The 12,264-nt window shown below is 74.7% G+C and carries 13 protein-coding genes; 8 read left to right on the forward strand and 5 right to left on the reverse strand.

Annotated features, from left to right (window positions below; all coding sequences use genetic code 11):
• Together ACH499_RS25945 and ACH499_RS25950 are read right to left on the reverse strand one after the other, a co-directional pair.
• A partial coding sequence (locus ACH499_RS25945) for a cation transporter (RefSeq protein ID WP_399018645.1) occupies nt 1-393 on the reverse strand: 393 nt, incomplete at its 3' end.
• 102 nt (nt 394-495) lie between these two features.
• Nucleotides 496-729, reverse strand: a complete 234-nt coding sequence (locus ACH499_RS25950; protein WP_399018647.1) for a heavy-metal-associated domain-containing protein — start codon at nt 727-729, stop codon at nt 496-498.
• Nucleotides 730-931: 202 nt separating this feature from the next.
• On the opposite strand from ACH499_RS25950, the gene ACH499_RS25955 reads away from it, so the two are divergent.
• Nucleotides 932-1,894, forward strand: coding sequence for a hypothetical protein (locus ACH499_RS25955; RefSeq protein ID WP_399018920.1), 963 nt, complete (start codon nt 932-934; stop codon nt 1,892-1,894).
• Nucleotides 1,895-1,903: 9 nt separating this feature from the next.
• On the opposite strand, the gene ACH499_RS25960 is transcribed toward ACH499_RS25955, so the two are convergent.
• Entirely contained in the window at nt 1,904-2,683 is a 780-nt protein-coding gene (locus ACH499_RS25960; RefSeq protein WP_356201524.1) for a DeoR/GlpR family DNA-binding transcription regulator, read from the reverse strand.
• A gap of 147 nt (nt 2,684-2,830) precedes the next feature.
• Here ACH499_RS25960 and ACH499_RS25965 point away from each other — a divergent pair, with 147 nt between their 5' ends.
• Both ACH499_RS25965 and ACH499_RS25970 read left to right on the forward strand, forming a co-directional pair.
• Entirely contained in the window at nt 2,831-3,712 is an 882-nt protein-coding gene (locus ACH499_RS25965) for an SIS domain-containing protein (RefSeq protein ID WP_399018649.1), read from the forward strand.
• A gap of 71 nt (nt 3,713-3,783) precedes the next feature.
• Nucleotides 3,784-4,644: a ketose-bisphosphate aldolase gene (locus tag ACH499_RS25970; RefSeq protein WP_399018651.1), complete on the forward strand. Its 861-nt coding sequence runs from the start codon at nt 3,784-3,786 to the stop codon at nt 4,642-4,644.
• On the opposite strand, the gene ACH499_RS25975 is transcribed toward ACH499_RS25970, so the two are convergent.
• Nucleotides 4,604-5,767 carry a methyltransferase gene (locus ACH499_RS25975; RefSeq protein WP_399018923.1) on the reverse strand — a complete coding sequence of 388 codons (1,164 nt, stop codon included), beginning with the start codon at nt 5,765-5,767 and terminating at the stop codon, nt 4,604-4,606. The genes ACH499_RS25970 and ACH499_RS25975 overlap by 41 nt on opposite strands.
• Before the next feature lie 280 nt (nt 5,768-6,047).
• Between ACH499_RS25975 and ACH499_RS25980 the strand changes: the two genes are divergently transcribed.
• Nucleotides 6,048-6,695: an alpha-ketoglutarate-dependent dioxygenase AlkB family protein gene (locus ACH499_RS25980; protein WP_399018653.1), complete on the forward strand. Its 648-nt coding sequence runs from the start codon at nt 6,048-6,050 to the stop codon at nt 6,693-6,695.
• Nucleotides 6,696-6,732: 37 nt separating this feature from the next.
• Complete coding sequence (locus ACH499_RS25985; RefSeq protein ID WP_399018655.1) at nt 6,733-7,971, forward strand: ROK family protein; 1,239 nt, start codon at nt 6,733-6,735, stop codon at nt 7,969-7,971.
• A 67-nt stretch (nt 7,972-8,038) separates the two neighbouring features.
• Here ACH499_RS25985 and ACH499_RS25990 read toward each other — a convergent pair whose 3' ends face one another.
• Nucleotides 8,039-8,437 (reverse strand): VOC family protein, encoded by a 399-nt coding sequence (locus ACH499_RS25990; RefSeq protein ID WP_399018657.1) that lies wholly within the window; start codon nt 8,435-8,437, stop codon nt 8,039-8,041.
• 180 nt (nt 8,438-8,617) lie between these two features.
• Here ACH499_RS25990 and ACH499_RS25995 point away from each other — a divergent pair, with 180 nt between their 5' ends.
• The 3 genes from ACH499_RS25995 to ACH499_RS26005 are packed head-to-tail and all read left to right on the forward strand — an operon-like array spanning nt 8,618 to nt 12,203.
• Nucleotides 8,618-8,899, forward strand: a complete 282-nt coding sequence (locus ACH499_RS25995; protein ID WP_399018660.1) for an SHOCT domain-containing protein — start codon at nt 8,618-8,620, stop codon at nt 8,897-8,899.
• Nucleotides 8,896-9,645, forward strand: a complete 750-nt coding sequence (locus ACH499_RS26000; RefSeq protein ID WP_399018662.1) for an ABC transporter ATP-binding protein — start codon at nt 8,896-8,898, stop codon at nt 9,643-9,645. Before ACH499_RS25995 ends, ACH499_RS26000 begins: the two co-directional genes overlap by 4 nt.
• Complete coding sequence (locus tag ACH499_RS26005; RefSeq protein ID WP_399018664.1) at nt 9,642-12,203, forward strand: ABC transporter permease; 2,562 nt, start codon at nt 9,642-9,644, stop codon at nt 12,201-12,203. Before ACH499_RS26000 ends, ACH499_RS26005 begins: the two co-directional genes overlap by 4 nt.
• Nucleotides 12,204-12,264 lie beyond the last annotated feature (61 nt).

Consider the following 12,264-nt stretch of genomic DNA (forward strand, 5'->3'; position numbering starts at 1 on the left):
CTGCCAGTACGCGAACTGCAACGCCGGCACCATCGCCATCGCGATCACCGGCACCGTCAGCACCACCGCCGTCACCAGCCGCTGCCGCAACCCCGCCAGACCGTCCGGCCCGGCCTCCCCACCCGCCGCACCCGCCCCCGGCCCCGACCGCGCACCCGCCGGCTCCGGCTCACGCGCCGTGTACCCGGTCGCCTCCACCGTCGCGATCAACTCCGGCACCGACACACCACCGGAGAAACTCACCCTCGCCCTCTCCGTCGCGTAGTTGACGGTCGCCGACACCCCCTCCATCCGGTTCAGCTTCTTCTCGATCCGGGCCGCGCACGAAGCGCAGGTCATACCACCGATGGCGAGCTCCACCTCGGTCGGTGCACTGGTCGTACTGGTCGTCATGACTGCTCCTGATGCGGGGTCGGCGGCCGGGACCCGGGGTGCGGGTCCCGGCGGTGCGGCGATTACGGCGCCGCGCGGGGGAATGCGGGGAGTGCGTGCCTGTCAGGCGGCGCGGCCGGTCAGTTCGTAGCCGGCCTCGTCGACGACCTCCGCGATCGCGGCGTCGTCCGGCTCGGCGGCCGAGGTGACGGTGACCAGACCGGCGGCCACCCGGACGTCGACGGCGGTCACGCCGTCCAGCTCGCCGATCACCCGGGTGAGCGTGGCCTCGCAGTGCCCGCAGCTCATCCCGGAGACCGCGTAGGTGGTGCTGACGGCGCCAACGGTGGAAGCCATGGGGTCCTCCTGCGGATGAATGCCCCTCCTACGGGGGCCGGGGTATGCCTGCCGAGTCATATATACCCCCGGGGGGTATCGAAAGCAAGCCCGGCCCTCGACTTGACTCGATACCCCTCGGGGGTATGGTGAAGTGCATGAAGAGGCGTCCGCCGGAGCCGGGCGCTCAGTGATCGAGGAGACGACCGCCATGAGTACGGGACTGAACACCGGACTGAGGATCACCGCGTTCGCCGCCGCGCTGGCCGCGACCTTCGGGACGGCGTACGGCGTGGGCAGGGTCGTCGACCCGGTCGTCGCGGACGCCCCGCCCGCGCCCCACGAGAAGCACGCGGACGAGCCGTCGGCCGACGCGGGCGGGGACGGCGGGCACGAGAGCGAGCCGGCCGGCGGCCTGCAGATCTCGGAGAACGGCTACACCCTCGACCTCGCCACCCCGCACGTCACCGCCGGTCGGCGCGCCGAACTGCGCTTCACCGTCCGCGACGACCAGGGCAAGGCCGTCACCGCCTTCAAGCGCGAGCACGACAAGGAACTCCACCTCATCGTCGCCTCACGCGATCTGACCACCTACCGTCACCTGCACCCCACCCGCGCCGCGGACGGCACCTGGAGCACCCCCGTGGACCTGCCCCGGGCGGGCGGCTACCGCGTCTTCGCCGACTTCACCCCGGCGAAGAAGGGCGCCGAGAGCCTCACCCTCGGGGCGGACCTCGCGGCCGGCGGCACCTACCGGCCCGCGACCCCTCCGGCACCGGACCGCACCGCCTCGGCCGACGGCTACCAGGTCGAACTCGCGGGCACCCTGAACCCCGGCAAGGCCGGCGAGCTGAAGCTGAAGGTCTCCCGCGACGGACGGCCCGTCACCGACCTCCAGCCCTACCTCGGCGCCTACGGCCACCTCGTCGCCCTGCGTTCCGGTGACCTCGCCTACCTCCACGTCCACCCGAACGGCGAACCCGGCGACGGCAGGACGAAGCCCGGCCCGGAGATCTCCTTCACGGCCACCGCGCCCAGCGGCGGCACCTACCGCCTGTTCCTGGACTTCCGGCACGAGGGCAAGGTCCACACCGCGGCGTTCACCGTGCGGGCCGGATCGGCACCCGCCGGTCGGGAGTCCGCGCCGGCCGCCACCGAGGGGCACGGCGACGGCCACGGCCACTGACGGCGTCGGCTACGCCAGGACGACCCGGATCCCCGCCTCCTCGAACGAGCGGACGGCATCCGGGTCGGCCGCGTTGTCGGTGACCAGGGTGTCCACCGCGTCCGCGGCGCAGATCCGGGCGAACGCCCGCCGGCCCAGCTTGGTCGAGTCCGCGGCCACCACGACCCGCTCGGCGCGCTCGCACAGCAGCCGGTTGATCGCGGCCTCCGCCTCGTCGTGGGCCGCGGCGCCGTGCGCGACGTCGAAGCCGACGACCCCCAGCACCGCCACGTCCAGCGTGACCTGACCGAGCACCCCGTCCGCGAGCGGCCCGATCAGCTCGTACGACTGCGCCCGGGCCACCCCGCCGGTCACCACGATCTTGAACTGCGGCCGAACCGCGAGCTCGTTGGCGATGTTCAGCGCGTTCGTGACCACGGTCAGCGCGGGCGTGCCGGAGGCCAGGTCCGGACGCACGGCCAGGGCGCGTGCCACCTCGGTGGTGGTCGTGCCGCCGGTCAGCCCGACCGCCTCGCCGGGCGCCACCAGCGCGGCCACCGCCTGCGCGACGCGCTGTTTCTCGGACGCGCGCCGGGCCGTCTTGTACCGCAACGGCAGCTCGTACGACACCCCGTGCACGACCGCGCCCCCGCGCGTGCGCACGAGCATCTGCTGCTCGGCCAGCCGGTCGAAGTCGCGCCGGATCGTCGCCGCCGACACCTCCAGTTCGGACGCCGCCTCGTCGACGTCCAGCCGGCCGCGCTCGACGAGCAGTTCCAGCAGCGCCTTCCACCGGGCGTCGCGCGACATCCGCGCCTCCGTTCCTCGACCTCCGACCGACCCTAGCGCACGACCCCTTCAGCCTGGTTTGCTTGATAGTGCTCGAAAGTTCGCTATATCTTGCAGGAACAATCAAGTGAGTCAGGTCCGTCCAGGGACCGGTCGGGAGTGTGCCGCATGACGTACGTCGAGGACGAGCTCAACAGCCAGCCGGAGTGCTGGATCCGCGCCGCCGAGCAGGCGGCCGGTCACACCGCGGCGCTTCCGGCCCCCGGGGAGCGGGTGGCGATCGTCGGCTGCGGCACCTCGTACTTCATGGCCCAGTCGGCGGCGGCGCTGCGCGAGGGCGCCGGCCAGGGCGAGACCGACGCCTTCGCCGCCTCCGAGTTCCCGCGGGGACGCGCCTACGACCGCGTCGTCGCCCTCACCCGCTCCGGCACCACCACCGAAGTGCTGGAGCTGCTCGGCGCGTTGAAGGGCGGCACCCGCACGGTCGCCCTCACCGCCGACCCCGAGACGCCCGTGATGACCGCCGCCGACGACGTGGTCGTCCTCGACTACGCGGACGAACGCTCCGTGGTGCAGACCCGGTTCGCGACCACCGCGCTGACCCTGCTCCGCGCCCACCTGGGCCTGCACCCCGAGGCCGCCGTCGCCGACGCACGCACCGCGCTCGGGGCCGAGCTGCCCGAAGGGCTCGTGGAGTGCACCCAGTTCACCTTCCTCGGCCGGGGCTGGACGGTGGGGCTGGCGAACGAGGCCGGGCTGAAGATGCGCGAGGCCTCGCTGTCCTGGACCGAGGCGTACCCGGCGATGGAGTACCGGCACGGGCCCATCAGCATCAGCACCTCGGGCACGGCGACCTGGATGTTCGGCGAGGCCCCCGAGGGGTTGGCCGAACAGGTCCGGGACACCGGCGCGCTGTGGGTGCCCTCGGGGCTCGACCCGCTCGCCGAACTGGTCCGCGCCCAGCGGCTCGCCGTCGCCGTGGCCGCCGCCCGCGGCCTCGACCCGGACCGCCCCCGCCACCTCACCCGCTCGGTGATCCTCGCCCCCTGACACCCGCCCCGCCCGGGCTCCCGCCCCCTCGGGGGCCCGGGCACCCGGCTCCGCCCGGGAAAGGAGACCCCGTGCCCCTCGCCACCACCGGCGACCTGATCACCCGTGCCGCCGCCGCGCGTTGCGCCGTCGCCGCCTTCAACGTCATCACCCTGGAACACATCGAGGCCGTCGTCGCCGGCGCCGAGTCCGCGGGGACGCCCGTCGTGCTCCAGGTCAGCGAGAACGCGGTGAAGTTCCGCTACGGCCGTCTGCTGCCGCTGGCCCGCGCCGCCGTCGCCGCCGCCGAGGCCGCCGCCGTGCCCGTCGCCCTCCACCTCGACCATGTGCAGAGCGACGGACTGCTGCGCCAGGCACCGGACGCCGGATTCAGCTCCGTGATGTACGACGCCTCCCGGCTGCCGTACGCGGAAAACCTCGCGGCGACGCGGGCCGCCGCCGACTGGGCCCACGCGCAAGGGCTCTGGATCGAGGCCGAGCTGGGGGAGGTGGGCGGCAAGAACGGTGAGGCGCCGCTCGACGCCCACGCCCCCGGCGCCCGCACCGACCCCGCCGAGGCCCGTGCCTTCGTCGCCGACTCCGCGGTGGACGCCCTCGCCGTCGCCGTCGGCAGCAGCCACGCCATGACCACGCGCACCGCGAGCCTCGACCACGACCTCCTCAAGGAACTCGCGGGAGGGCTGGACGTGCCGCTCGTGCTACACGGCTCCTCCGGGGTACCGGACGGCGAACTCGTCGCGGCCGTCGCGGGCGGCATCGCCAAGGTCAACGTCGGCACCGCGCTGAACATCGCCATGACCGGCGCGATCAGGGAGTACCTGGCCTCCCACCCGGACGCCGTCGACTCGCGCCGCTACCTCACCGTGGGGAGAGAGGCCATGGTGCGGACGGTCACCGCGCTCGCCCGACTGGTCGCCCGGTCCGGCCCTTGACGGCCTTCAGCACCACGAACTTCCGGTCGCTCGCGACGAGTTCGCTGTTCCCGAACAGCCGCCGCAGCTTGACGTGGTAGCCGAGGTGCCGGTTGCCGACCACCCACAGTTCGCCGCCGGGCCGCAGCACCCGCCGCGCCCCGGTGAACATCCGCCAGGCGGTGGCGTCGGTCGTCGCCTGGTGGGAGTGGAACGGCGGATTGTTGAGGACGAGGTCCACGCTGCCGTCCGGCACCCCGGCCAGTCCGTCGCCGACCCGGAACTCCGCGTGCCCCGGCGCCCCGTTCGCCCGGTACGTGGCCTCCGCCGAGGCGACGGCCTGGAAGGACTCGTCGGTGAACAGCACCTCCGCGCCGGGATCGGCCAGGGCCACCGCAGTGCCGACCACGCCGTTGCCGCAGCCCAGGTCGACCACCCGCCGGGCCTTCCCGGCGGCCGGCAGGTGCTGGAGGAAGAAGCGTGTGCCGATGTCGAGCCGGTCGGCGCAGAAGACGCCTGCGTGGTTGACGACCGTCCGGCCGGAGAGCGTGCCGATCCCGTCGGGGAGCGAGTAGCTGAGCGGCCAGGGACCGGCCGGGCGCTCCCGTGCGGGGTCGGGGGTGCAGAAGACGAGCCGCGCCTTCTTCACGGCGAGCGAGGTGCGGGTCGGGCCGAGGATCCGCTCGAACAGCTGGAGGGTCGAGGTGTGGATCTCCTTGACCATCCCGGTGCCGACGACGACCGTGCCCTCGTGGACGGCGGGCGCCAGCCGCAGCAACTGGTCCTCCAGCAGCGCCAGGCTCTTGGGCACGCGCACCAGCAGCACGTCGATCCGGGCGGGTGGCGGGTCCTGCGTGGTCAGCAGCCGTACCGAGCCGGGCTCGACGCCGTTGCGCGCCAGGTTCGCCCGGGTCGCCTCCTGGGAGAGGTACGAGTCGGTGATCTGCACCGGCCGGTGCTCCGCCAGCGCCGTGACGAGAGCCCCCCAGCGGTCGCCGACGACCACGACCGTGCCGGACAGGGGGACCTCCTGGTCCGCCAGATGCCCGAGCAGATACTCGTCGGAGGCGTCCCAGGCACGCAGCCGGTCGCGCGGGTCCTCGGGGAAGCGGGCCAGCGCGCGCTCGCCCCACGGAGTCGTCATACGGTCGCTGCGGTCGTTCATCGTGCGTCCAGGCTAGCGGAGCCGCAGCTCAGGCCGTGTCGGGGCAGGGGAGCGGGCGGCCGGGGGGGGCGCCGGTACGGCCACGCGGGCGGCCGGGGCCGGCGGCCCGGACGCGCGGCGGGGCAGAGCCGACCGGACGGCCCGACCGGGCAGCGGACACCGGCGGCAGGGACGCGGGCGGCGACGCACGACCGCCCGCGCCGACCCGGCGGCACACCGGACAGCACGGCCGCCGGGCCGGTCGGGCAGGATGGAACACATGGACGCCGAGCTGTTCCCCCGGCCCCGCGCCGAGGTCGCCCCCGGCGCCGTACACCTGCCGGACTGGCTGGACGCCGGAAGCCAGGGCGAGCTGCTGCGGGCCTGCCGCGACTGGGCCCGCCCGCCCGCCGGGCTGCGTACCGTCCGCACCCCGGGCGGCGGCACCATGACCGCCCGGCAGGTCTGCCTGGGATGGCACTGGTACCCGTACGGCTACTCCCGCACGGTCGTCGACGGCGACGGCGCCCCGGTGAAACCCTTCCCCGCCTGGCTCGGCGACCTGGGCCGCCGGGCGGCGACCGACGCGCTGGGCGGCGAGGCGTCCGCGGCGGCCTACGACATCGCGCTGATCAACTTCTACGGCGCCGACGCCCGCATGGGCATGCACCGCGACAGCGACGAGAGGGCGGACGCCCCCGTGGTCTCCCTCAGCCTCGGCGACACCTGCGTCTTCCGCTTCGGCAACCCCGGCACCCGGACCCGCCCCTACACGGACGTGGAACTGCGCAGCGGCGACCTGTTCGTCTTCGGCGGCCCGTCCCGGCTCGCGTACCACGGGGTGCCACGGGTGCACGCGGGCACCGCACCGCCCGAGTTGGGGCTCACCGGGCGGCTGAACATCACGCTCCGGGTCAGCGGGCTCTAGGCACGCCGGGCCCGCGGATCATGGGAGACTCCCCCTCATGAGCGGCAAGGCGGACCCCCGGACGGCGGGGGAAGGGACCACCTCGAGGACGCGGCTGGACCGGGGGCGCGGCGCGCTCGGACCCGCGTTGGAGCTCGTGCACACCGGACGCGCCCCCACCCGGGCCGTCCTCACCGCGGAACTCGGCGTCACCCGCGCCACGGCCGGCGCCGTCGCCGCCGAACTGGAGGCCCTCGGCCTGATCCGGGTCGACGCCAGGCCCGGCGCGGCGGCCGGATCGCAGGGCCGCCCCTCGCACCGCCTCGCGGTCGCCGAGGACGGGCCCGTCGCCCTCGCCGCCCAGGTCCACGCCGACGGCTTCAGAGCGGCGCTGGTCGGCCTCGGCGGCCGGATCGTCGCCACCGCGCCCGGCTGCGAGGTCATCGACGCCGACCCGGCGAAGGTGCTCGGCTCGGTCGTCGAGGCGGGCGCGGAGCTGCTGCGGGAGACCGGGCGGCGCTGCGTCGGCGCGGGACTCGCCGTACCGTCCGCCGTCGCCGAACCGGAGGGCCTGGCCCTCAACCCCCTGCACCTGGCCTGGCCGGCCGGTGCGCCGGTGCGCCGGATCTTCGCCGAGCAGGTGCGCGCCGCCGGCCTCGACGGCCCCGCGTTCGCGGCGAACGACGTCAACCTCGCGGCCCTCGCCGAGCACCGGCACGGGTCCGGACGCGGCGCCCGCGACCTGCTCTGCGTCGCCACCGGCCACCGGGGGGTGGGCGGCGCCCTGGTCCTCGACGGCCGCCTGCACAGCGGCAGTTCGGGCCTCGCCCTGGAGGTCGGGCACCTCACCGTGAACCCCGAGGGCCGCCCCTGCCACTGCGGCAGCCGCGGCTGCCTGGACGTGGAGACCGACCCGCTGGCCTTCCTCACGGCCGCCGGACGCGAGCCCGGCCCCGAGGTGTCCCTGCTCCAGCAGTCCAAGGACCTCATCCGCGACCGGTACGACGACCCGGCCGTCCGTGCCGCCGCCGAATCCCTCATCGACCGTCTGGGGTCCGGGCTCGCGGGCCTGGTGAACATCCTCAACCCGGACCGCATCATCCTCGGCGGGCTGCACCGCGCCCTCCTGGACGCCGACCCCGGGCGGCTGCGGGCGGTCGTCGCCGACCGCAGCCTGTGGGGGCAGAGCGGCAGCGTGCCGATCCTGCCGTGCACCCTGGACCACAACAGCCTCGTCGGCGCCGCCGAGCTGGCCTGGCAGCCGGTCCTGGACGACCCGCTGGGCGCGCTCGCCTAGGCCTGCCGTCCGGATCGGCCCCGCGTCCGCCGCGTGATCCGGACGACGGGTTCCGGACCGCGTCGGATCAGGTCGCCGACTGCTCGCCGCCGTTCTGCGCGCCGCCTAGGTCGACGACGCAGAACCGGTTGCCGTCCGGGTCGGCGAGCACCACGAAGTCGGAGCCGGGCGGGTAGCGGTCCCAGTCGACGGCCTGCGCGCCCAGCCCGATCAGCCGCCGTACCTCCGCCTGTTGCTCCTCCGCCGTGTCCGTGAACGGGTCCACGTGGATGCGGGGATACGGCTCCACGGGGGACGTGCTGTGCATCACGGCGAGGGCCCGACCCGAGCCGTCGGCGTACTCCAGCGTCCGCCAGCGCTCGCTCTTCAGCTCCTTGGAGGGGACCAGATCGAGCGCGGCCGTCCAGAACGCCACCGCCCGGGGCACGTCCGTGACGCCGATGACGGGATATCCGAGTCTCAGCATGGGCCCGAGCCTAGGGCCTGCAGTCCCCTCACGGCGCTCCTGGTGGAGCAGGCTTCACCGGCCCCGCCTACTCCCCGCGCGGTAGGCGCACGGCCGCCGGCCGTACGACGACCCGGACCCCCTGCCGGCGCGACGCTCGGAAGCGACACGAAGGACATCGCAACCGAGGAGCTGGACGACATGCAGACCCTGGCAGACTTCGCCGACGGCGGGCCCGGCCCGTGGATCCTCCTGTTCCCGCTGCTGTGGGCCCTGGTCATCGGCGGCACCGTCACCCTGCTGCGCCGCACCGTGTGGCGCAGCCGCCGCGGCCCCTGGCGGCAGCCCGTCCCGGACGACTCGCCCATCGCCGTACTCGGCCACCGCTTCGCCTCCGGCGAGATCGACGAGGACGAGTACTGGCGCCGGCTGTCCGTGCTGGACGAGCAGTTCGGCCGGACCCGCAAGGGCGGTGCGGCATGACCACGACGACCGCCACCCGTGCCGCCGCCCGGGTCGTCGACGCCGTGAAGGTGTACGGCGGTGGCGGCACCGCCGTACGCGCCCTCGACGGGGTGAGCGTGGAATTCCCGGCCGGGCGCTTCACCGCCGTCATGGGCCCCTCGGGCTCCGGCAAGTCGACCCTGATGCACTGCGCCGCCGGACTCGACACCCTCACCTCGGGCGCCGCCCACATCGGCGACACCGACCTGAGCACCCTCGACGACCGTCGGCTCACCCTGCTGCGCCGCGACCGCGTCGGCTTCGTGTTCCAGGCGTACAACCTGGTGCCGACCCTGACCGTCGCCGAGAACATCACCCTGCCCCTCGACCTCGCCGGCCGCCGCGGCGACACCGAGTGGATCGACGCGCTGATCGACGTCGTCGGGCTGCGCGACCGCCTCCACCACCGGCCCGCCGAACTCTCCGGCGGCCAGCAGCAGCGCGTCGCCGTGGCCCGCGCCTTCGCCGGGCGGCCCGAGGTCGTCTTTGCCGACGAGCCCACCGGCAACCTCGACTCCCGCTCCGGCGGCGAGGTGCTCGGCCTCCTCGGCCGCACCGTGCGCCACACGGGCCGCACGGTCGTCATGGTCACCCACGACCCGGTGGCCGCCGCCCACGCGGACGAGGTCGTCTTCCTCGCCGACGGACGCCTCGTGGACCGTATGCAGGCGCCGACCGCCGACAAGGTCCTGGACCGGATGAAAGCCTTCGAGGTGCCGTCATGAACGCCTCCGTCCGCCTGAGCCTCTCCTCGCTCGGGGCGCACCGACGCCGCTTCGCCGGAACGTTCCTCGCCGTCTTCCTCGGCGTCGCCTTCCTGACCGGCACCCTGGTCATGGGCGACACCCTCCGCGCGAGCTTCGACACCCTCTTCGGCAGCGCCACCAGCGGCACGGACGCGGTGGTCCGCAGCGCCGGCGCCATCACCACACCCGGCGAGAGCCAGGGCGTGCGGCAGCCGGTCCCCACCGGCCTGGCGGGCGCCGTCGAGAAGGTCCCCGGCGTCGCCGCCGCCGCGCCCAGCATCCAGGGCGCCGGCCAGCTCGTCGGCGCGGACGGCGACCCGGTCGGCGGCCAGGGCCCGCCCACCCTGGCCGGCAACTGGATCACCGACCCGCGGCTCAACCCGTACCGCCTCGCCGAGGGCCGTGCCCCGCAGCACTCCGGCGAGGTCGTCGTCAACCGGGGCGCCGCCGAGAAGGGCGGTCTGCGCATCGGGGACACCACCACCCTGCGCACCCCCGACCCGGTCCGGGTCACCGTCGTCGGCCTGGCGACCTTCGGCGGCGAGGACGGCATGGCCCAGGTGACCTTCACCGGCATGACCCGCGCCGACGCGGAGAAGTACCTCACCGCGCGGCCCGGCGAGGCGGCGAGCATCCAGGTACGCGCGGCGCCCGGGATCGGCCAGCGGGAACTCGTCGACCGGCTGACTCCCGTACTGCCCCACGGAGTCGAGGCCATCACCGGACAGGAGGCGGCCGCGGAGAACACCGACATGATCTCCAGTCAGTTCCTGTCCCTGTTCACGACCTTCCTGCTCGTCTTCTCCGGCATCGCGCTGCTCGTGGCGACCTTCTCCATCCACAACACCTTCGCCATCGTCGTCGCCCAGCGCACCCGCGAGAACGCCCTCCTGCGCGCCCTCGGCGCCTCCCGCCGCCAGGTCACCGCCGTCACCCTCGCCGAGGCCTCCGCCGTGGCCCTCACCGCGTCCGCCGCCGGACTCGCCGGCGGCATCGCCATCGCGGCCGGACTCCAGGCGCTGTTCCCCGCGATCGGATTCCCGTTCCCCGACGGCGCCCTCGTGATCGGCGCCCTGTCGATGCTGCTGCCGCTCGCCGTCGGGGTCGTCGTCTGCCTCGGCTCGGCCCTGCTGCCCGCCGTCCGGGCCGGCCGCACCGCACCCCTGGCCGCGCTGCGCGAGACCGCCGTCGACACCTCCGGCGCCTCCCGCCGACGAGCGGTCACTGGCACCGTGCTGATCGCACTCGCCCTCGCGGTGACGCTGAGCGGAGTCCTGATCTCCCCGTCCGTGTGGCTCGCGGGAGCGGGCGCCGTACTGGCCATGGCCGCGTTCGTGGCCCTCGGCCCCGTGGTCTCCCGCACCGCGGTACGCGTGCTCGGCGCGCCGCTGGACCGGCTGCGCGGCGTCCCCGGCGCCCTCGCCCGGCGCAACGCCCTGCGCAGTCCCCGGCGCACGGCCGCCACCGCGGGGGCGCTGATGATCGGCGTGGCCGTCGTCTCGCTGTTCACGGTGTTCGGCGCCTCGCTCAAGGCGACCATGGACCAGACCGTGTCCCGGTCCTTCGCGGGCGACGTCGCTGTCAGCGCCCCGTCGTTCGGCGCGGGCGGCAGCGGGCTCAGCCCCCGGCTCGCCGACGCGGTCCAGCGGCTGCCCGAGGTGGACACCGCCGTCGGCCTCGGCAAGGGCGTGGCCCAAGTCGACGGGCAGGGCAGGGCGTTGACCGTCACCGACCCGGCCGCCCTGGAACGTGCCCTCGACCTCGGCACGGTCCACGGCTCACTCGGCACGCTCGGCACCGACGGCATCGCCGTCACCCGGAGCGAGGCCGACGCGCGGGGGCTGAGCACCGGCGACACGGCACGCCTGACCTTCACCGACGGACGCAGCCGGACCTTCACCGTCCGCGCGGTCTACGGCCGGTCCGAACTCGCCGGCGACTACGTCATCACCCGCGCCGCCTGGGCCCCGCACCGCACCCAGGACTCCGACCGCCTCGTCGCCGTCTCGTTCAAGGACGGCGTGGGCACGGACGCGGGCAAGGCGGCGGTGGAGAAGGTCGCCGACCGGTACGGCAACCCCGAGGTGCAGACGCGCGGGGAGTACGCGCAGTCGTCGGCGGGCGGCATCGACATGATGCTCACCCTCGTCTACGCCCTGCTCGCGCTCGCCGTGCTCATCGCGCTCCTCGGCATCGCCAACACCCTGACGCTGGCGGTGCACGAACGCACCCGCGAGCTGGGCCTGCTGCGGGCCGTCGGGCAGACCCGCTCCCAGATGCGGGCCATGGTCCGCTGGGAGTCGGTCCTGGTCGCGGCCTTCGGCACGGCCGGCGGACTCGGTCTCGGCGCCTTCCTCGGCTGGGTGCTGGTGAAGGCCTCCGACGGTGCCTCGGACAGCGCCTTCGCCTTCGCCGTGCCGCCCGTGCAACTCGCGGTGGTGGCCCTGGTCGGCCTCATGGCAGGGGCGCTCGCGGGCCTGCGCCCGGCCCGCCGCGCGGCACGCCTGCACGTCCTGCGGGCCATCGCCACGGAGTGACGGCCCCGGGGCCGGTCGCCGGCTCCCGGTCTCCGGCTCGGGCGCTGTCCGGCCCGGGCCG

Source organism: Streptomyces sp. NPDC018947, assembly GCF_044390505.1.
Lineage (GTDB): Bacteria > Actinomycetota > Actinomycetes > Streptomycetales > Streptomycetaceae > Streptomyces.

Bases quoted from the DNA above. Each gene is read 5' to 3' on its own strand.
- ACH499_RS25960 (WP_356201524.1), bottom strand. From the start codon at position 2,683: ATGTCGCGCGACGCCCGGTGGAAGGCGCTGCTGGAACTGCTCGTCGAG.
- ACH499_RS26005 (WP_399018664.1), top strand. From the start codon at position 9,642: ATGAACGCCTCCGTCCGCCTGAGCCTCTCCTCGCTCGGGGCGCACCGA.
- ACH499_RS25985 (WP_399018655.1), top strand. From the start codon at position 6,733: ATGAGCGGCAAGGCGGACCCCCGGACGGCGGGGGAAGGGACCACCTCG.
- ACH499_RS25965 (WP_399018649.1), top strand. From the start codon at position 2,831: ATGACGTACGTCGAGGACGAGCTCAACAGCCAGCCGGAGTGCTGGATC.
- ACH499_RS25950 (WP_399018647.1), bottom strand. From the start codon at position 729: ATGGCTTCCACCGTTGGCGCCGTCAGCACCACCTACGCGGTCTCCGGG.
- ACH499_RS25990 (WP_399018657.1), bottom strand. From the start codon at position 8,437: ATGCTGAGACTCGGATATCCCGTCATCGGCGTCACGGACGTGCCCCGG.
- ACH499_RS26000 (WP_399018662.1), top strand. From the start codon at position 8,896: ATGACCACGACGACCGCCACCCGTGCCGCCGCCCGGGTCGTCGACGCC.
- ACH499_RS25995 (WP_399018660.1), top strand. From the start codon at position 8,618: ATGCAGACCCTGGCAGACTTCGCCGACGGCGGGCCCGGCCCGTGGATC.
- ACH499_RS25975 (WP_399018923.1), bottom strand. From the start codon at position 5,767: ATGACGACTCCGTGGGGCGAGCGCGCGCTGGCCCGCTTCCCCGAGGAC.
- ACH499_RS25980 (WP_399018653.1), top strand. From the start codon at position 6,048: ATGGACGCCGAGCTGTTCCCCCGGCCCCGCGCCGAGGTCGCCCCCGGC.